The organism is Thioalkalivibrio paradoxus ARh 1 (assembly GCF_000227685.2).
Taxonomy (GTDB): domain Bacteria; phylum Pseudomonadota; class Gammaproteobacteria; order Ectothiorhodospirales; family Ectothiorhodospiraceae; genus Thioalkalivibrio; species Thioalkalivibrio paradoxus.
The window spans coordinates 3,607,556-3,627,597 of the sequence record NZ_CP007029.1 but is presented as its reverse complement, the minus strand read 5'-3'; the positions used below and the strand labels follow the sequence as shown (position 1 = coordinate 3,627,597).

General features: G+C 67.2%; 14 protein-coding genes. 10 read left to right on the top strand and 4 right to left on the bottom strand.

The annotated features are described in order from the left end of the window. The gene (locus THITH_RS16390) at window positions 1-318 is read left to right on the top strand and encodes a hypothetical protein (protein ID WP_025367665.1); all 318 of its coding nucleotides are present in this window, start codon (window positions 1-3) and stop codon (window positions 316-318) included. Here the strand turns inward: THITH_RS16390 and THITH_RS16385 are convergent. Beyond that, the gene (locus tag THITH_RS16385) at window positions 308-2,242 is read right to left on the bottom strand and encodes a ligand-binding sensor domain-containing protein (protein ID WP_006746715.1); all 1,935 of its coding nucleotides are present in this window, start codon (window positions 2,240-2,242) and stop codon (window positions 308-310) included. The two genes, THITH_RS16390 and THITH_RS16385, sit on opposite strands and share 11 nt — an antisense overlap. A 564-nt stretch (window positions 2,243-2,806) precedes the next feature. Here THITH_RS16385 and THITH_RS16380 point away from each other — a divergent pair. The 6 genes from THITH_RS16380 (at window position 2,807) to THITH_RS16355 (ending at window position 10,766) form a co-directional block, all read left to right on the top strand. Further along, window positions 2,807-3,358, top strand: coding sequence for an SH3 domain-containing protein (locus tag THITH_RS16380; protein WP_232222217.1), 552 nt, complete (start codon window positions 2,807-2,809; stop codon window positions 3,356-3,358). 200 nt (window positions 3,359-3,558) lie between these two features. Continuing rightward, a complete protein-coding gene (locus tag THITH_RS16375) occupies window positions 3,559-4,998 on the top strand; it encodes a hypothetical protein (protein ID WP_006746717.1) in 1,440 nt (479 codons plus the stop codon). 169 nt (window positions 4,999-5,167) lie between these two features. Beyond that, window positions 5,168-5,953: an oxygen-binding di-iron domain-containing protein gene (locus THITH_RS16370; protein ID WP_006746718.1), complete on the top strand. Its 786-nt coding sequence runs from the start codon at window positions 5,168-5,170 to the stop codon at window positions 5,951-5,953. Beyond that, a complete protein-coding gene (locus tag THITH_RS16365; protein WP_006746719.1) occupies window positions 5,950-7,092 on the top strand; it encodes a sensor domain-containing diguanylate cyclase in 1,143 nt (380 codons plus the stop codon). Before THITH_RS16370 ends, THITH_RS16365 begins: the two co-directional genes overlap by 4 nt. Beyond that, entirely contained in the window at window positions 7,089-10,115 is a 3,027-nt protein-coding gene (locus THITH_RS17195; RefSeq protein ID WP_006746720.1) for a PhnD/SsuA/transferrin family substrate-binding protein, read from the top strand. The genes THITH_RS16365 and THITH_RS17195 overlap by 4 nt, the downstream gene beginning before the upstream one ends. A 129-nt stretch (window positions 10,116-10,244) precedes the next feature. Next, window positions 10,245-10,766, top strand: a complete 522-nt coding sequence (locus THITH_RS16355; protein ID WP_006746721.1) for a hypothetical protein — start codon at window positions 10,245-10,247, stop codon at window positions 10,764-10,766. A 92-nt stretch (window positions 10,767-10,858) separates the two neighbouring features. Here the strand turns inward: THITH_RS16355 and THITH_RS16350 are convergent, their stop codons facing one another. Both THITH_RS16350 and katG read right to left on the bottom strand, forming a co-directional pair. Continuing rightward, a complete protein-coding gene (locus THITH_RS16350; protein WP_006746722.1) occupies window positions 10,859-11,146 on the bottom strand; it encodes a hypothetical protein in 288 nt (95 codons plus the stop codon). A gap of 175 nt (window positions 11,147-11,321) precedes the next feature. Next, complete coding sequence (gene katG, locus THITH_RS16345; RefSeq protein ID WP_006746723.1) at window positions 11,322-13,502, bottom strand: catalase/peroxidase HPI; 2,181 nt, start codon at window positions 13,500-13,502, stop codon at window positions 11,322-11,324. 675 nt (window positions 13,503-14,177) lie between these two features. Here katG and THITH_RS16340 point away from each other — a divergent pair. Further along, window positions 14,178-15,851 (top strand): sensor histidine kinase, encoded by a 1,674-nt coding sequence (locus THITH_RS16340; RefSeq protein ID WP_006746724.1) that lies wholly within the window; start codon window positions 14,178-14,180, stop codon window positions 15,849-15,851. Here THITH_RS16340 and THITH_RS16335 read toward each other — a convergent pair. Further along, window positions 15,844-16,797: a PstS family phosphate ABC transporter substrate-binding protein gene (locus tag THITH_RS16335; RefSeq protein ID WP_006746725.1), complete on the bottom strand. Its 954-nt coding sequence runs from the start codon at window positions 16,795-16,797 to the stop codon at window positions 15,844-15,846. The genes THITH_RS16340 and THITH_RS16335 overlap by 8 nt on opposite strands. A 103-nt stretch (window positions 16,798-16,900) precedes the next feature. Here THITH_RS16335 and THITH_RS16330 point away from each other — a divergent pair, with 103 nt between their 5' ends. Beyond that, the gene (locus tag THITH_RS16330; protein WP_006746726.1) at window positions 16,901-18,283 is read left to right on the top strand and encodes a sigma-54-dependent transcriptional regulator; all 1,383 of its coding nucleotides are present in this window, start codon (window positions 16,901-16,903) and stop codon (window positions 18,281-18,283) included. 490 nt (window positions 18,284-18,773) lie between these two features. Next, window positions 18,774-20,012: a beta-propeller fold lactonase family protein gene (locus THITH_RS16325; protein WP_006746727.1), complete on the top strand. Its 1,239-nt coding sequence runs from the start codon at window positions 18,774-18,776 to the stop codon at window positions 20,010-20,012. Window positions 20,013-20,042 lie beyond the last annotated feature (30 nt).

The following is a 20,042-nucleotide window of genomic DNA, read 5'->3' as shown; positions in this document are numbered from 1 at the left end:
GTGCCCGCGGTGCTGTCGGCCGCCTGCGCCGTCGCCGGTGTCGGCCTCGATCCATCGCTCGCCCGCTTGGTTTTCCATGTACAGCGGCAATGGCACCGACGGCTGCCGCCGCTGCAGCAGATCCCGGGCCGCCGCCATTGCGCCGATGCGGTGCGCGGGGGGCGTATAGCTGCGCTCGTACTGCTGCGCCCAGTCGGTGACCTCGATTCCGACCAGCGCCGGCTCGGGATACCACCACGCCAGCAGGGCGCCGAGGACCAGAACCGGGAGCAGCAACCGTGCGAGCAGGCGTTTCATCGCGGTACCGCTACGGGGTGATTTCGTTCCATGTCGCCCCTCCGTTGCTGGACAGGAAGACCCTGTCGCGAGCGCCGGCAACGACCTGTCCGGCCGCATTGGCGGCAAAGCGTTCCAGCGGAATCGGTGCGGCGTGCACGGCGAGCACCGAGAGCCCTTCCGAGGCATGGCGCAGCCGTGCCAGCCTGCCTTGCGGTGTCAGCGCGAGCCAGTCGCCGCCGTCCACCGGGACGAAGCCGTGGAAGCGCTCGTCGGGTCTGGGCTCGGGGCCCGTCCAGTCCGGCTCGCCGGGGTGGAGGGCCCAGTACTCGCTCTGGCCCGGCCGGCCGCGGTCGACCCAGATCGCGCCGTCGGCGGCGATCTGCGGCGGTCCGGCCGCCATGTCGCCTAAGCGGTACACCTGCCAGCCGGTCAGGTCGGCGTCGGCGATGCCGATCGCGTTCCGGCCCCAGGCCAGCAGCCGCCGATCGGGCAGCAGGCCGATGCCGTTCACCGGCTCGTCACCCGGAGTCTGGCCAAGCTTGAACAGGGGGTCCCAGGAGGACCCGCTGCGCCGGTAAATGCGGTAATCGGAAGGACGGTCATCCTCCTGCCGATAGCTGGCCCGAGGCGCGGTGAATGCGGAATGACCATGGTCATTGGCCACGGCCAGCAGGTCGCCGTTCGCGGCAACCCCCAGGGTACGCACGCCGGTACCGGGTGGCCCGGGAAGCCCGTCCGCCGCGTCCTGCCAGTGCCCGCCCGCATCCCGGGACAGATACAGCCCCCGGTCCCAGGCGCCCAGGTACAACGCTCCCGAGGGTGCAAAGGTCATTGCGATCCGTTCCTCTGCGTCGTCCAGGGCAGGCGGCGTGGCGACCACGCTCCAGTCGCCGGCTGGGTAGCGGGTCTGGAACAGCGTGCGCCCCTGCAGGACCACGATCGTGCCTTCGTCGTCCACGGCCACCGCGCGGGTCGCGAAGCCGTCGCGGAACGCGACACGGTGCCATTGCTCATCGCGCAGTCGGTACAGGTCGCCGGTGTCGTCGGCCGCCCAGCCGAGCCCGGCGGAACCCATCGCAACGGAGACGATCAACCCGTCGATCTTGGAGTCGCCGGACCAGTGGCTGCCCGCGTCCGTCGACCACCACAGCCCCTGGCGGCGGGTGCCGAGCAGGATATGCCCATCGGATGCAACGGCGATTGCCGTGATGTCGGTTGCCGGGAGGTTTGCCAGCCGGGCCCAAGCCTGCTGGCCCGGCTCCAGCCGGTAGAGCCCGCCGCCGAACGTCGCCGCGTACAGACGGGATTCCGGGGACTCCGCCAGGGCCAGCACATGCCGGTTGTCCAGGCCTGCGTGCAGCGGTTCCCAGCGTTCCGAACCTGGTCCCAGACGATATACGCCCGTGCCGAATCCCGCGGCGATCAAGCCGCCGTCAGACTGCAGCAGCGCATCCTGCACCGGAATCGGCGGCAAGCCTTCGGTGGTCACGCGGCTGATCTCCCCACGGTCGAGGCGATGCAGCCCTCGGCCCCAGAACTTGGCCACGCAGTGCGCAGCGCCGCAGCGGACCCAGGCCGCCGCGGCCGATGCCACCGGGGACCAGTCGCCGTCCGGGTTCTGGCGCAGCAGCCCGCCCCGGGTCGCCAGCCACAGCTGGCCGGTTCCGGTCTCGGTGGCAGCGGCCGGGCGTTCGGGAAGCTCGGCCTGCCAGCGCGGGCGCAGGTCTTCGGGGCACTCGCGAAAAAGCCCCTGTTCCTGCGTCAGCACGAGCAGGCAGTCGTCGGAGCTGTGCAGTAGCTGTACCACGCCGGCGCTGACGAAGCCGGCAGGGAGACAGGCCACGGCGAGACCCAGCGCCAGCGCATGCCGCCAGCACAACCGAAACGGTTGCAGGCCGCTGGCGGGCCGATTCGGCCTGGGCCCGAATGCCAGGATTCCCGCCAGTCCTCGTGGCAGTCGCATTACTGGATCCGATCGCGGAACGTTTCGTTTGCGCGCTTCTTCGAGGATAGCCGAACCCCGGCAGTCCCGAAACCGCTTGCACCGTCCTCATGTTGCGTTCGCGGTTTGTGCGCGGACCCGCCCGTATGCGGTTCGGGCACGACCCGAGGGTCCAGGCAAAGGAGGCTCCGGGTCCAAGCCCCGAATGCCGATGGGCTCTGGGTGCGTCACCGAAGTCCGGTGAGGGGAAGGCATGGTTCCACAATGGAGATCGCCTATACTCCCTGCTGCCGCACGGGCCGCAGGGTTGGGCGCGGCGGATCGGAAACAGCGCACCCGTCCGGGTACCGACCCGGTGGCACCGTGCCTGCGGACGCGATCGCGAGGCACCCTGGACTCGTTACCCTTCCCGGCAGCTCGCAAATGGTCGTTGTGACGGTCCGGCCGCGGCTGCAGGGGGGCGGCTTGTGGGTGCCAGCAAGGATCCGGACAACGCCCCTTTTGCCGGTGGAGGAACTCATGAAGGCCCACCCTCGATCTGGTCAACGACAGTCAAGGATCCGGACGCGGATCCCGTCGCCGCCGGTGACGACCGAATACGTTTACCATTGGAATCGCATCGTCGGTGCGCTGGCCGCGCTCGTGCTGGTGATCGGACTGGTGGGACTGGCGATCGGGGCGTGGCTGGCGTCTCCGGCCGCGCCCCCCGAAGATGCGCGGTTCCAGGACGACCGCGATCCGGTGGTGGTACTCGAGATGACTGCCGGATCCAGCACGCAGCGCGGCGAGGAACCCGCACCTGGAGAGCCTGAGCCTGACGTGCCCCCCGTCGTCGCCGCGCCAGCGCCGCTCGCGACGATTCCGCCTGCCGACGACCGCATCCGGAACGGGGCAACCCTGCGCGACACCGTCGAAGACGAGCGGTCGCAGGTCTTCCTGGCGCCAGGTACGCGGGTGAATCTGCGCGCCGAGCCTTCGGTCACCAGCCCGGTGTTGCGCATCCTCGATGCGGATGTGGAGCTGCGACTGCTGGAGATCGGCGACGACTTCTACCGGGTCCGCACCGCCGATGCGATCGTCGGCTGGGTCAGTCGGGATTTCTCGTCCCGCAGGCCGCATGCCGCACCCGTGCCATGACCCGGCGGAGCCTGGCCAAAAGCGCCTGCGCCCATGGGGTTGGGGCACAACCGCCGGGGTCTGCCGCATCGCCTGGCGGGCCCGATCCGCGAGCAACGGTCGCCGGCGTACGGCCTTCCCAGCGAACGCTTGGTTCAGTACGCTGCTGACTGGGTTGCCACAGGGTGCGACCGGGATCCTTTTTCGATCAGGGAGGCAGCATGATATTCACCAAGAAGAGCCGATCATTCGCGTTGGCGGCGGCATTCCTGCTCGCAAGCGGCGGGGTACAGGCGGGCGTCACCGGTGTCGCCGCGGGTCTCGATGCCGACGGCGGCGTACTGATGGATGCCGATGGCATGGCTGCTGCCGATGCGTTTGCCACGCTGGGGGCCTTGACCGTGAAGGGGCGGCTGATGCGCAGCAGCGAGGTCGGTCACGAGGGGTATCGCCCGGAGGCCTCTGGCAAGCCGATGCAGGCGGTGGCCGAAACCTGGCTGGCCCTGCTGGAACGCGCCCATGCGGATCTGCTGGAGCAGGGCCGGATGCGTTCCCATGCCGACGCCGACGCGGAGGCAGCTCCGGCCGCCTATGCCGATGCCGCTTATCTCTATCATATGCACCACAGTGCCGGGCGTTTCGAGCACCTGGGGCTGTATGACGACCTGACGCACCGCCCGAGTCCGGTGATCTCGGTGCTGACCAACCACCTGGTGAACGAGCGCTACGCCGACGGCAGCTTCCACGCCGCGAATGACTCGGCGGCGGACGGCTTTGCCTACGGCCTCGACGCGTTGCACGACTCGGCCTATGCCTGGGTGCGCCAGGACAAGCCGGGCGGCGCCGACGACATGGGCCGGATGGAACTGGACGTACTCGCCGGCTGGATGGGGCATTCGCGCGAGGATCTGGTTGGCATTGCGCGCGAGATCGCCGACCATGCCGACGCGGCGTGGGACGACGAGGCCGGGATCTACCTGCTCGATCAGGGTGCGGAGTGGTCGCTCGACCAGCTGGGCGCGATGTTGCGCGGGCACAAGGGTCTCTACGAAATGCTCTATCTGTACGGCGACACCGACGACCAGGCGCGTGCCGAGACCCTCGCCGATCGGGCGGCGGCGATCGCCGGGGCAGTCGTTGCCAGCGATGGCCCAATGCGCGACTGGGGCCTGCCCGCCCGCCTGAAGTTCGACGGAGGAAAGGCCCGGGCCGCCTCCGACCGGGTGGATGTCGCGGCACAGTGGCGCTTCGTTCATCAACTCACCGGTGGGTTCTCCCTGTTCCGCGAACGCGACGGCACCTCCGGTCTGATCGCCAAGCGCGCCCCGGAGCTGGGGGCACAGGTTGGCGAGGCCGTCGATCGCCTGCTGCTCGGCGCGCTGGAGTATCAGCTCGAATCCGGCACGGTGCCGGCCGCGCTGTCGTATGGCGACGGCTCGGTGGCCGACCCTTCGGTGACCACGCGCGCGGTGGCGGCCTTCGTGAAGGCGGTCGGAAACGGCTACCGCGCGGGCTCCGCCTTTGACCGCCCCGGCGCCTGGGAAGATGACGAACGCCTGGCCACACGCAGCCGCGCGCTGTACGACGCATTCCTGGCCCACGGCGAACTATTGACCGGGCAGCTGGTGCTGCGCGACGGGCCCGGCGCGGCACCACGCTGAGCAGATCGTGTGCCCGCTTTTTCTGCACCAGGCACGCAGTGTCTCCCGTCGGGAACGCAGGGCATCGGCGGTGATCGCCCGTTCGGCGCTGCCCTGCCTGAGCCGTGTTGCGGTATCGTGGTGAAGGACGCAAAGTGGAGGTTCGGGACCACGACTGTCGGTACTGGACATGGCGGAGAAGGCGCAGGATCGGGCGCTCGGGGCATCGGCGGTATCGGACCGGCCGGTGCTCTTTGCGCAACGCGGGGATCGGGCGGTCTACTGGCTGGGCGTTCCCGATGAAACGGCATTTCGCTGCAACGTCTATCTGATCCGGGATGGCGATACCGCGCTGATCGTCGACCCGGGCGGGCGGCAGTACTTCGATCGCCTACGGGAACGGGTGGCGAGCATCCTGCCCGAGCGGGCGGTGACGGGCATGGTGCTCAGCCACCAGGATCCGGACGTGGCGGGTTCGATGGTGGAGTGGCTGCGCCTGAATCCGAGAATGACCGTGTTCGCGACGCCGCGAACGCAAGTGCTGATTCCGCATTACGGCATGGCCGACTACGCCTGGCACGACATGGAGCGGGAGCCCGAGTATCGGTTTCCCAGCGGTGCCCGGTTGCGTTTCATTGCGGCGCCGTTCCTGCATTTCCCCGGGGCCGCGGTCACCTTTGACGAGGACTTCGGGTTTTTGTTCTCGGGGGATATCTGGGCCGCGCTGGATATCGACTGGTCGCTGACGGTGTCGGATTTCGACGCCCACATCCCGAAACTGGATCTGTTCCATACCGAGTACATGGCGTCCAATCTGGCGGCGCGCGGCTTCCTGGCGAATCTGGAAGGGCTTGAGGTGCAGTCGATCCTGCCGCAGCACGGATCCATCATCGGCCCCGCGCTGGTGCAGCGGGCCTTCGATTACCTGCGCAACCTGCGCTGCGGGACCGACGTGATCTACCCCCACCTGGCATGACCGCCACCGGCGATGTAACGGACACGCTGCGGCAGCGCATCTCGGAGCTGGAACGCGAGAAGCGCATGTTGCAAGAGGGTGTCACCCAGGCGGACCGGATGCGCCGCCTGTGGGAGCAGGCACTGGCCGATCTGAAGGACACCAAGAAGACCCTGGAGGCGCGCAACGAGCAGTTGTCCGCCCTCTACCGGGTAGCGACAGCGATGACGCGCTGTCTCAGCACCGAGGAGCTGTTCGAACGGATCATGGACGCGATGGAGGACGTGGCGCCCCTGGAGCAGCGCCGTTCGATGGGGCTGTTCCTGGTGGAAGACGATCGTATGCACTTGGCCGCGTCCCGGGGTGGTTCGCCCGAGTTCCTGGCGGCTCACGAAGGCATGCGGGTCGGCGACTGCCTGTGCGGTCGGGTGGCGCGGGACGGCGAGATGATCGTGACCCGGCAATGCCACCGGGATCCGCGCCATACCATCCAGTACCCAGGCTTTGAGCCGCACGGCCATTTGATCCTGCCGCTGGTCTCCGGCGAGGAGGAAGTGGTAGGGGTGTTCTACTACTACCTGCCTCCGGACTATGACCTGCTGCAGCGCGAGCTGGATACCTTCGTCGCGATCGGTCACCAGCTCGGGCTGGCGATCGAGCGCGCGCGGCTGTACGACCAGGCGCGGGCATTGTCCATGCACGATGCGCTGACCGGGTTGTGGAACCGACGCTACATGGACGTCGCGCTGGAACGCGACATCGGTAACGCCCGCCGCTACGGAGGCAGTCTGGCGGCCGTCATGGCCGACCTGGATCGTTTCAAGGCCTACAACGACCGCCACGGACATCCGGCCGGGGACCGGTTGCTCGCCGAAGTGGCGGGGATCCTGCGCGAACAGGTGCGGGGTGGGGATCTGGTCGTGCGCTATGGGGGCGAGGAGTACCTGATGCTGCTGCCCCAGTGTGACGAAGCGACCGCGCGTGCGGTGGCCGAGCGCGTTCGCGAGGCGGTGGAGCAGGGGACCGAGATCACGATCAGTCTTGGGATCGCGTTATGCGTGGGGGAGGGCTGTGCCGCGGATACGCTGATCGAGGCTGCGGACCAGGCCCTGTACCAGGCCAAGGACGCGGGTCGCAATTGCGTGATGGTGGCGCCGTGACAGCGGGTTCGCGCAACGGCTGTTGGTTGGCGCCGCTACTGTGGCTATTGGCGGCTCCGCTGGCGGCGGAAACCCTGGTCGAGATCGGTGTGCTCGCGAAGCGCGGCGCCGAGCCGGCGTTTCAGCGCTGGGAACCTACGGCGGAGTATCTGAGCCGCGAGGTCCCCGGGTACCGGTTTGTGATCCGACCGCTGGACTTTCCCGAGGTTGCCCCGGCGGTTGCGGCGGGCGAGGTCGCCTTCGTGCTGGCGAATCCGGCGATCTATGTGCGTCTGGAGGCCGACTACGGCGCGGCGCGGGTGCTGACCATGCGCAACCACGCCGGCGAGCATGTGCTTGACCAGTACGGCGGGGTGGTGTTCACGCGCACTGGACATCCCGGCGTCACCCGACTGGAGGATCTGCGCGGGAAACGCTTCGGAGCAGTCGAAAGCAATTCGCTGGGCGGGTTCTTGATGGGCTATCGGCTGCTGCATGCCCACTCGATCGACCCTTATGCCGACACTTCGGAGCTGCGGTTCCTGGGCACCCACGACGCTGTGGTCGAGGCGGTGCTGGCGGGTGAGCTGGAAGCGGGTACCGTGCGCACCGAAACGTTGGAGCATATGGTGGCCCAGGGGCGCATCGACGCCGATGCGGTGCTTCTGCTGCATGCGAATACCCGCGACGACTTCCCTCTGGTGCTATCGACCCGTCTGTACCCGGAATGGCCGCTGGCGGCCACGGCCGGGACGCCGCGCGAACTGGCGGACCAGGTGGCGCGTGCCCTGCTGGCGCTGCCAGCCGATAGCCCGGTCGTGCGTCAGGGGCAGTACGCCGGCTGGACCGTGCCGCGCAATTACCAGCCGGTGCATGACCTGCTGCGGGATCTGGGGCTGCCACCGTATGTCGAAATGCTGACCCTGCGCGCGATCTGGGAACGCTACCGCCTTTGGGCACTGGCCGCGCTGACTCTGCTGCTGGTCCTGGCATCCGGCCTGACCTGGGTCGCGCGACTGAACCGGCGCCTGCGCCACAGCGAGTCGGCCCTGCGCAGGGTCCGTGATCAGCTGGAGGAAAGGGTTGCGGAGCGGACGCGCGAGCTGGAGGCGGCCCGACGCCAGTGGAACGATGCCTTCGACGCGATCTCCCACCCCATCTTCATCCATGATCGCGACCTGCGCGTCGTCGAGGCCAACCCCGCCTTTGCGGCGCTGAGTGGCCAACCCCTGGATGCACTGCGCGGGCGTGTCTACTGGCAGGTCCTGCCAGGGCTGGACAAGCCCCTGGCGGCCTGCCGCGACTGGCCGGAGCGGATCGCCACCGAAGGCGAGGAGGTCGTGCTGGAAGACGGGCGGGTGCTGATCTCGCGTTCGTTCGCGATCGAGCACGCGGGGACCGCGACCGGCGATGCCATCCACGTGCTGGAGGACGAGACGGCACTACGCCGCAGCCGTGAAAACCTGAACGAGGCGCAGCGGATTGCGCGGCTTGGCAGCTGGGTCTGGGATCTGCGCAGCGATGCGCTGCACTGGTCGGACGAGATCTACCGCATCTTCGGGGTAGAACCGCAGGCATTCGACGCCACCTATGCCAATTTCCTGGAATATGTCCACCCGGAGGATCGCTCGCGCATCGAGCGCGCCGTGCGGCAGGCACTGGCCGGGGAGGCCCCGTACGACTTGGATCATCGGATCGTGCGGGCGGAGGGGGGCGAATGCATTGTGCACGAGCGCGCCCGCGTCGAACGCAACCAGGCGGGCGAGCCGGTCCGCATGGTCGGGACAGTGCAGGATGTGACCGAGACCCGCCGGGTACAGCGCGAACTGGAACGCCTGAACCGGACCTTGCGTACCCTGAGTCTGGCCAACCAGGCGTTGGTCCGCTCGAAGGACGAGGAACAACTGCTGCAGCAGGTCGTCGCGATCCTGGCAGACTCCGGGGGGTATCCGCTTGCCTGGGTCGGGTTCGCCGGTCCCGAGCCGGAATGCAGGGTCGAGCCACGCGCCTGGGCGGGCGAGGGCTCGCCGTATCTGGAATCCATCCAGGTCAACTGGAATGCCGAGGATCCGCGTGGCCAGGGGCCGGCGGGACGTGCCCTGCGCAGCGGCGAGGTCGTGGTATTCCGTGATCTGGAGCGGCACCCGAATTTCGCACCGTGGCGCGAGGCCGCGGCGCAGCACGGGCTGCGGGAGCTGGCCGCGCTGCCCCTGGTGATCGAGGGACGTGTCGCAGCGAACCTGAATGTCTATGCCGGTAGCGAGGATGCATTCGACGCACGCGAGCTGGCGTTACTGGGGGAGCTGGCCTCGGACCTGGCCTACGGGCTGACCGCATTGCGGGCCCGCCAGGCCAGGGAGCGGGCGGAAGCTGAGCGTGCGGCCAGCGAAACACACCGCAAGGCCATCGCCGGGCGCCTGGAACGGTCTCTGAAGGCCACGATCCAGGCCATTGCGGTCACTATCGAGAAGCGCGATCCGTACACCGCCGGACACCAGGAGCGTGTGGCGACCCTGGCCGATGCGCTGGCCGAGCGGCTCGGGATGCACGAGCAGCAGCGCGAGGGCCTGCGCCTGGCAGCCAGCATCCACGACATCGGCAAGATCGGTGTGCCGGCCGAGATCCTGAATCGGCCGGGGAAGCTCACGCCACTGGAGTTTCAGTTGCTTCAGGAGCACCCACGGGTGGGCTATGAGATCGTTGCAGGGGTGGAGTTTCCCTGGCCGGTCGCGGAGATGATTCTGCAGCATCACGAACGCCTGGATGGCTCCGGCTACCCCCAGGGTCTTGCGGGCGAGCAAATCCTGCGAGAGGCCCGGATCCTGGCCGTGGCGGATGTCGTCGAGGCTATGGCGTCGCACCGGCCCTATCGGCCTGCGTTGGGCATCGAACACGCGCTGGAGGCGATTGCGGCCGGGCGTGGCAGTCTGTTCGATCCCGAGGTGGTCGACGCCTGCCTGGCGCTTTGCCGCGAACAGCCCTTCGCGTTCCTGCTGTCGGCCCGCGACGGGGCCTCGGGCGTGCCTGAGGGTGGGGTGGTCTGAAGCGCCGCTCCGGAGCGTTGGCGCAGCGAAACCCATGACCGAAGGAGATGAAGTGCTGTGGGTTGGGCGGTACCCTACCCACCTACGCGGTTTTTTCGCCCTTAACCAGCCTGCGGGAGGGATATCATCATGCACCGTTCACCACCGACTCCGTCTGCGCGTATCGCCTGTGTTGCGGGGGCCGCACTGCTGGCCGCGCCCCTGATCGGCCTCGCCTCCGACCGCATCGAGGGTCAGATCGACGGCGACGCACGCAGTTGGCACGTGCTCGAGTTCGAGGGCGAGTCCACGGCCACTTTCCATGAGTTCGGCCATGGGATGATCGGCGTCTCGATCCAGGGGCATCAGGAACCGCGGTTTCAGGTGCAGGGGACGATCTCGATCGATTTCACGATCATGAACGATCGGGTGCTGGACGGGGCCGAAGTCGCCTATTTCCCGGAGCGTTCGATGGTGCCGAACTACGCCAACGAGGGCGACGGCCGGTTCGAGCTGCTGACGAGCGACATCTCGGGTCCGGAGGCGCGGTTCGAGGGTCGCTTCGTGGGGACTTTGGTTCGCTTCGAGCGCATGGACGATGTGGCCGATCCGGATGACAGCATCGAGGTGGAGTTGTATTTCGATGTGACCGCGACACGCGAGGAGTTCTGACCGGAGCGGGCCCATATTTCCAGGCGATGGCCGTGTCCGGTGCCCGGGTGGCCCGCGGGCGATGTGACCGCGTGCCGCGATCTCGCGCAGGGTCACGATGCGTTTTCGACCAGCGCTCTCGCTTCGCTCCCGAGCTCCGTCGGATTGCCGTCCAGCCCGAACGCGGTCACGCCGTCCGGCCTCGAAACCACCACCGCGATGGGCTTCAGAGACGCCAGGACGTACCAATGCCTCCCCTCGCGATCGCACAGGATCTCCAGCGCCTCGATGAGCACGACGAGCCGGCCGGGTACTACGCTCGGAATCGGCAGATCATTGCCGATCTGGGGTACGACGTCAGCCAGTTGCGGTGAGTCCCCCAGCAGCCGCTGGAGGAGCATCCGTTCGCGCCCTGAAGTCGCCGAGGGGATATAAGGATGGTGGCGGTGTCGCGGTCGCCGGGTCATCCGGCGTTTGGTGCAGGCCCCGCGACTCCACGAAAGGCGCCCGGGTAGTGCCCAGGCGCCTCGGTACGGGAAACAACGGGCCGGGCGAAATGCCCGGCTCAGGCCGGTGTCACGGTTGCAACCGCTCCAGGTCGAAACGGTCGGCGTTCATCACCTTGGTCCAGGCCTTCACGAAGTCCTGCACGAACTTTTCCTGGTTGTCGTCCTGGGCGTACACCTCGGCGTAGCTCCGCAGGATGGAGTTGGAGCCGAACACCAGATCAACGCGGCTGGCGGTCCACTTCACCTGGTCGGTCTTGCGGTCGCGAATCTCGTAGAGATGGTCACCCGCGGGCTTCCAGGTGTAGCCCATGTCGGTCAGGTGGACGAAGAAGTCGTTGGTCAGCTGACCCTCGCGGTCGGTGAATACGCCGTGCTTGGTGCCACCGTGGTTGGTGCCCAGCACGCGCATGCCGCCGATCAACACGGTCATCTCGGGCGCGGTCAATCCCATCAGCTGGGCGCGATCGAGCAGCATCTCCTCCGGCTTGACCACGTACTCTTTCTTCTCCCAGTTGCGGAAGCCATCCGCCAACGGTTCCAGCGGGGCGAAGGAGTCGGCGTCGGTCATGTCCGCGGTGGCGTCGCCGCGGCCCGGAGTGAACGGCACCAGCACATCGTGGCCGGCCGCCTTGGCCGCCTGCTCGATGCCCACGCTGCCGCCCAGCACGATCAGGTCGGCGACGCTGGCACCGGTGTCGGCGGAGATCTGCTCGTAGACCTTCAGCACCTTGGTCAGCCGCTCCGGCTCGTTGCCTTCCCAGTCCTTCTGCGGAGCCAGACGAATGCGGGCACCGTTCGCGCCGCCGCGTTTGTCGGAGCCGCGGAAGGTGCGTGCGCTGTCCCAGGCGGTGGCGACCATCTCACCGATGCTGAGGCCACTCTCGGCGATCCTCTGCTTGGCGGACTCGACGCAGTAGTCAGTGGTGCCGGCCGGTACCGGATCCTGCCAGATCAGGTCTTCCTGGGGCGCGTCCGGACCGATGTAGCGGGTCTTGGGCCCCAGGTCGCGATGGATCAGCTTGAACCACGCCCGGGCGAAGGCGTCCTGGAAGCGCGCCGGGTCCTTGCGGAAGTCGTCGAGGAATTTCCGATAGATCGGATCCATTTTCATCGCCATGTCCGCATCGGTCATGATGGGGTTGTGGCGGATGGAGGGATCCGTGGCATCGACCGGTTTGTCCTCCTCCTTGATGTCGACGGGCTCCCACTGCCAGGCGCCGGCGGGGCTTTTCTTCAGCTCCCACTCGTGGTCGAGCAGCATGTCGAAGTAGCCCATGTCGAACTGGGTCGGATATTTGGTCCAGGCACCTTCGATGCCCGAGGTCACCGCATTGGTGGCCTTGCCCTGCATGTTCGGGTTGCGCCAGCCGAGGCCCTGCTCCTCGACATCGGCCGCCTCGGGCTCGGGGCCGAGCGCGGCAGCGTCGCCGTTGCCGTGGCACTTGCCGACGGTGTGGCCACCGACCGTCAGCGCCGCGGTTTCCTCGTCATTCATCGCCATGCGGGCGAAGGTCTCGCGCACCTGCTGCGCGGTCTTCAGCGGATCCGGCTGGCCATTCACGCCTTCCGGGTTCACATAAATCAGCCCCATCTGCACCGCAGCCAGCGGGTTCTCCATGGTCTCGGGCTTTTCGACGTCGCCGTAGCGCCCGTCGGACGGAGCCAGCCACTCCTTCTCCGCACCCCAGTAGGTGTCTTTCTCGGGGTGCCAGATATCCTCGCGACCGAAGGAGAAGCCGAAGGTCTTCAGACCCATGTTCTCGTAGGCCACGTTGCCGGCCAGGATGATCAGGTCGGCCCAGCTGATCTTGTTGCCGTACTTCTTCTTGATCGGCCACAGGAGACGGCGCGCCTTGTCCAGGCTGACGTTGTCGGGCCAGCTGTTGATCGGCGCGAAGCGCTGGTTGCCGGTCCCGCCGCCGCCCCGGCCATCGGCGATGCGGTACGTGCCCGCGGCGTGCCAGGACATGCGAATCATCAGGCCGCCGTAGTGGCCCCAGTCGGCCGGCCACCACTCCTGGCTCTCGGTCATCAGCGCGTGCATATCCTTCTTCAGCGCGTCGAAGTCGAGCTTCTTGACCTCCTCGCGATAGTTGAAGTCCTCGCCCATCGGGTTGGTCTTGCGATCATGCTGGTGGAGGATGTCCAGGTTCAGGCCCTCCGGCCACCAGTCCATGTTCGAATGGCCAGTAGCGGTGTTGCCACCGTGCATGACCGGGCACTTGCCGGTGTTCTGTTGATGATCCATGTCGCTCTCCGTTGGGGCTGCGTTGAGGTGGGGTGCGGTTCGGGAACGGCTCCGCGTCACGCCGAGGGTACTCCCGGGGCAAACAGCAGCGTTGTCGATGCCCGGCCGTATCCGGCTGACGGGCGGCTGCCAGTGCCGCTGACTCTGAAAATAGGCTGGGAGCTGCATCAGCACAAGACGAGATTTTCCATCATCGCGATAGCCACGCTGTATGGCGACTGTCGGCCGCCGGGCAGGCGCGCCAGCAGTTCGGGCCCAGGGGCGGTTTGCTGGCCGCGCTCGTATGCAGGGCCAGGCTGGCTTCCAACGCCTTGTACCGGGTGAGTCATCACGACCGCATGCAGTCCCATACTGTCTGCTGACCCGGCTCGCTTTGAGGTCGGCCGCTGTCGCTGGCAGCAATCTATGTCTCAAGTTGACCTTGAGCGGTCTCCCGAGCGTTCGACGGGACTGGCTGTCCCTTGCAGGCACCCCGTTTCATGAATGACGATACGCGGTGAGGTGCGCCGTTGCCCGAGGTCGGCAAGACTCATGGAGCTTTGATTCCGCACGGTGGCCGGGCCTGCGCGACCAGCCCGCGCCCCCGCATTGTTGCCTCTGAGCACGAACGGTCACTCGGGCTCGCTCCCTTATCGGCCAAAGGCATATGAATACACGGGGCATGAAAAGTCGACCATGAGTACCGTTGTTTCGACGCCGGAATCCCGATCCGGGAGCCGCCGTGTTGCTCCGGTGGCAGATCGCCATCCGCACTGGACCCAGTCGCTGCTGGCGCGCACGGTGCTCGGCGTAATCGTGGTCGCGGCGCTGACCACCGCGGTTCTGTTCTTGAGCATCGATTACGTGGTCACCCGGCAGTTCGAACAGCTGCACGCCGAGCGCAGCGAGCGGGCGGCCCGACAGATCGAGGCCAGTGTCGCCACCGAGCTCCGGCGCCTCGACAACCTGTCGCGGCTGCTGGTCAACGATGCAGACCTCGTGAACAGCAGCTACTACCACCTGTACCTGGAGGGCGAACTCGAACATCCGCAGGCGGCCGTGAACCGAATCGCGGCGGCCTTCTCGCTGGCGTCGGTCGCACTCTGGACACCGGACGCGCGGCTGGTCACCGAATCGCGCGGGACGGGAATGCCCGGCCCCGTTCCGCCGGTGCGCGGTACCGCGTCGCCGGCGGCCGGTTTGACCGCGGTTGGCGACACCGTCTGGCTGATCTCCCGGGGCACGCTGGAGCACAACACCAACCCGATCGCGTGGCTCGTGCTCGGGGTGCCGCTGGGCGAGGTGCTGGCCGGTCTGGAGCAGACCTACGGTGCCACGATCCGTCGGGCCGGCGAGGAGTCTCCGGTGGGCCCGGACGAGTCGCGGGCGTTGCTCGAGCTGGACAACGACGCGACGATCGATCTCGCCGTGCGCATCCCGGATACCGTCGCCCACGCGCTCAGCCAGGTGAAGCGCCTGCTCGCGGTGCTGATGCCGCTGGCGACGCTGCTGCTCGCCGTCTCCCTCGCGCTGCTGCTGCGCTGGCAGTTGCGTCCGGTCAGCGCGCTCGCGACGTCGATCGGGGCCGTTGGGCGCGGCGATTTCAGGCAGCGGCTGCCGGTCCCCCCGGGCAGTGGCGAGGTGGGCCAACTGGTCCGGGCGTTCAACCGCATGTCGGCCGATCTCCAGCACCTCAAGGAGATGGAGCGGCGCCTGCAGCACCAGGAGCAACTCTCGGCGATCGGCAAGGTGGCTGCCCGCGTCGCGCACGACATCAACAATCCGCTCAGCGTGATCAGTAGCGCTCAAGCGCTGCTGTCGCGACAGCTGTCCGAGACCGACCCCTCGCGCGAGTACGTGAACCTGATCCGGCACCATACCGAGCGCTGTATCCGCACGGTCGAGAACCTGCTGGAGTTCGGGCGGCCGATCCACCCGCGGCTCGAGACGGTCGACCCGGTGGGGCTGATCGAGGGAATCCTGCGCCGCTGGGCCCGTCACGACTTCGGTGAGTACCCGCTCGTGCTCCACAGTGACGGCGCGATGCCGTCGATCCACGCGGACCCGATGCTGTTCGAGCAGATGCTCGACAATCTGCTGGAGAACGCCCGGCTGGCTGCGCCGGGGGAACCCGTCGAGGTCCATCTGTCGGCCTCCAGGGACCGCTTGTTGGTCGAAGTCGTCGACGCCGGCCCCGGTTTCTCCCCGGAGTCGCGGGAGCATCTGTTCGAGCCGTTCTTCACGACCCGCAAGGGCGGCACGGGTCTGGGGCTTGCGAGCTGCCTCGCGATCGCCCGTGCCCACGACGGTGAAATCGAGATCGGGCCGGGGCCGGGCGGGCGGGTACGTGTGCTGTGGCCGGTCAGATGAATCGGCTCAATAGCTCCGGCGGCGGGTCTCCGGCAGTGCCGGGTGGTACCGGCACCAGCAGCTCCGACATCACCGATTGCCCGGCCGGGCTGTACAGGTACTCGAAAAAGCCGGCCATCCGGTGCGCATGCCAGTGCTTGAACACCAGGTTCAGCGGCCCGACCAGCGGATAGCGCCCGGTCGCGACCTCGGCGGAATCGGGCGCCACTCCGTCCACCGCGAGCACCTTGAGCTCGCCGGCGGCCACCCGGTCCCTTGCGAACACCCAGCTCACCACGCCCAACGCTCCCTGGAACCGGGCCACCGTGTCGACCAGCATCTCGTCCGTGTCCACCGCGAGCGCGCGCGGCGACCAGTCCTGCCGATTGCCCAGCAACAGGTCACGCACCGGCTCGATGTAGTCAGGGCAGTGATCCCGGTACACCAACGCGATCGGCCGGTCGTCGCCGCCGACTGCCGACCAGCGCGTGGCGCGGCCCGACACGACGTCGCGCAACGCGTCCAGCGCGAGACCATCCACGGGCTGGCTGGTGTGCGCGATCACCACCTTGATGTCCCAGGCGACCTGGACCCAGGGGAGCCCCTCGGCGCGCGTGCGTTCGACCGGACAGCAAAGGCCGCCGAGATCGACGCCTCCGGCGTTCACCGAGGTGATCCCATCGTCGCAACCACCGCCGTAGACGGTGAAACGCTTCCCCGTATCGGATTCGTAACGGGACGCGAGGCTCCGAAACGCCCCGTGGGTCAGAATATGCGTCCCCTGGTAGGCCAGGTTGTCGGAGCTGCGCCGCGTGACGGCCATGCTGTCGTCGCGATCGGAGTGGCAGCAGCGGCCGGGTCTGCGCCCCGTCGACACGCCGCGAACCGGCCCTTCGCCGACGGCCAGGCCGGCGAGCCCGAGTCCGCCGAAGGCGGCGGTAAGGTACAGAAACCCGCGGCGGTTCATTCCGATGGACCTCCAGAATCCGTTCGGCCACAGGGCCGTGCGTGCCCGGTACGACCGATCTTCGCTACTATCATAGAGCATGCATCGTCCGGTCTCCGATCCCATGCCCGATCCCGCCGCCGGCATCACGCCGGAAGCCGTCCCGCGCATCCTGATCGTCGAGGACGAGCCCGACGTCGCGCGGATGCTGGCCAGGATGATCGACGATCTCGGCGACTACCGGATCGAAACCTGCCTCGACGCCGCCGCGTTCCCCGGTTTCCTGAGCGACCCTCCGGACCTGGTCCTGACCGACCTGATGATGCCGGGTCTGGACGGCTTCGAAGTGATCGAACGGGTGAAGAGGGTCGATCCGGACCTGCCGGTCGTGGTGATCAGCGCGTATGCAACGCTGGAAAACGCGGTGCTCGCGATGCGCGCGGGCGCGTTCGACTTCCTCGCCAAGCCGTTCCGCCCGGAAAGCCTCGAACTGATGCTGACCAAGGTCCAGCGCGACCACGGCCTCCGTGCGCGAGCCGCCGCTGCGGCCAGCCGCGCCGCCGTGCTCGATCCGCATCTCAATGCGCTGCGCGGCACGAGCCCCGCGATGCGCAGCCTGCGCGAGTGGATTCTGAAGGTACGCGACACCAGGGCCAGCGTACTGATCGAGGGCGAGAGTGGCACCGGCAAGGAGCTGGTTGCCAGCGCGCTGCATGCGGGCCGCGGCCCCTTCGTCGCGATCAACCTGGCGGCGATGCCGCCCGACCTGGCCGAGGCCGAGCTGTTCGGGTACCGGAAAGGCGCGTTCACCGGAGCGACCCGGGATTATCCGGGGCTGGTCATGGAGGCCACCGGCGGCGTGCTGTTCCTCGACGAGGTCAATGCGACACCGCCCCACCTGCAGGCCAAGCTGCTCCGCTGCCTGCAGAACCGCACGGTGCGCGCCCTTGGCGACTCCCGCGAACAGACGGTCGATTTCCGCCTGCTCTGTGCCAGCAACCAGCCGCTCGAACAGGCCGTGCGCGAACACGGATTCCGCCAGGACCTGTACTACCGGCTGAACGTGCTGCATGTGACGCTGCCGCCGCTGCGCGACCGGGTCGAGGACATCCCCGAACTGGCGGAAAGCTTCGTGCGGCATTACGCGCGGCTCCACGGCTGCCCCGCGCGGCGGCTCGCGCCGGATGTGCTCGTTGCGCTGATGGGGTACAGCTGGCCCGGCAACGTCCGGGAACTGGAGAACTCGATCGAGCAGGCCGTGATCCTGTGTCCTCGCGACGCGGTGGCGTTGCCGCTGGAGGTGTTTCCGGCTTTGCTGGGCGGCAGGGGTGCCACCGGCACGGGCCATGATCCGGGTGGGGGAACGACGCTGGCCGAAGTCGAACGGCGCTATATCGAGACCGTGCTCGCCGATTGCGGCAACAACAAGGCGCAGGCGGCTCGAACCCTTGGCATCGATTACAAGACGTTACTGCGCAAGCTCCGGGCCTGGGAGGAATCGCCCTGAGCGCGAGTTTCGCGACCCGCCCTTATTAGCGTGAAAACATAGCCACGGAAGGCACAGAAAAAGGTCAAAGGACGTTCTTGGCCACGGAAGGACACGGAAGGACACGGAAGGACACGGAAGGCACGGAAAACACAAAACGATTCAATTTTCTTTCCGTGTCTGTCCGTGCTTTCCGTGGCTCGATTTTCATCTTTAGGGGTGGCCCACCGCAGCCATGAGAATTAGGGCCTCGCGGATTGGCGGTTGGGGCGTAATGCCCCACTGGTATTCGAGAGTCAGGGGCAGAATGCCCCTGTGTCGAGGTGGGGTTCGCACGCTGCGCGCCCCAGGAACAACGACCTGACCGCCCGGCACGGGGCTTGCAGGCCGCTGTGGTGCCACTTTGGCGGAGCCGCGCAGCGTTCATGTGGAACACGCGTCGACCGTATCCACCGGCTGCCTGGCGGCACAATCACAATAAAAGCCAAACATTAGCGATGGAGACAGCCCCATGAACCAGAACGCCATGAAGAACCTCCTGTTGAAGCCGATCGCCGTGGCGGTCGCGGCGACGGTGATCCCGGTCGCGGCGATGGCCTCCCAGCCGACTTGGCCGGACGTCGTCGTCCAGCTCCACGGTGCCGGAAAAGCTTTCATCGTCGACACGAACACCGACGAACTGGTGGCGACCCTCGACACCTGCCGTGGCGGCACGCTGGGCAGCACCACGCCCGATGCCAGCAAGGTGTATGTGAGCTGCGCCGCACCGGACGAGACCGATGTCGTCGTGATCGACCTGAACGAGCGTGAGGTGATCAATCGCATCGCGACCGGAAACCGTCCGAAGCATGGCCTGGTGAGCCCGGACGGCAAGCTGGTGGGAGTCGATCACTGGGGCCTGAGCGACGGCAAGCTGCGCGTGACCTTCCTCGACGCCTCCAGCGACGAGATCGTCCGGACTCTGGATATCGACGTGCAGGGTGAACCGGTGGGCGTGACCTCGATGCACAACTCCTGGAGCGCCGATTCGCGCTACTTCTTCACGATGGACCGCGTCGACAACCGCGTCGTGGTGGTGGATACCAGCGACTGGAGCATGTCGACGATGGCCTCCCCGAGCCGGCCGCACTACCCGGCCGTCAGCCCGGACGGCAGCGAGCTGTGGCTCGTGCACGAAGGCAGCGGCGACGTGAAGCCCGGCGTCGTGATCTTTGATCTCACCAAGGCCGACCGCCCGGTGGTGACGGAACTGTCGATGCCGCTGACCGGCGAGGAGGTCGCCGAGGCGCATCACGGCAACTTTTCGCAGGACGGCAAGCTGTTCATGATCCTGAACCGGGGACCCGGTGACAACGCGCTCGGCCGCGAGGTTGCGTTCTTCGATGCCGAGACCAAGGAGTTTCTGCACCGGCTCTCCACTGCGAGCACCGGGGTTGGCCATACCTACAACAGCCCCGACGGCCGCCACACCGTGGTCACCAACTACGGCAATAACGTGATCAGCGTGATCGATCTCGAGGAAATGCGCACCGTCGCCGATCTGTCCATCGGCAAGGGGCGCATGGGCCACGTGGCGTTCACGCAGGACGGAAGCTACGGTTACGTTTCGAACGCCGGCGACGGCAACCTGTACAAGGTGGACATGGCCAGCTTCGAGGTCGTGAAGGAAATCGTCACCGGCGGTGGCATGCCCGGAGGCGGTCAGGCACTCAACGTCTGGACCAATGTCTTCGAGGAACTGCCCCGCTGACGTTCGGTCCTCTGGTTAGGTTGGGCTGAT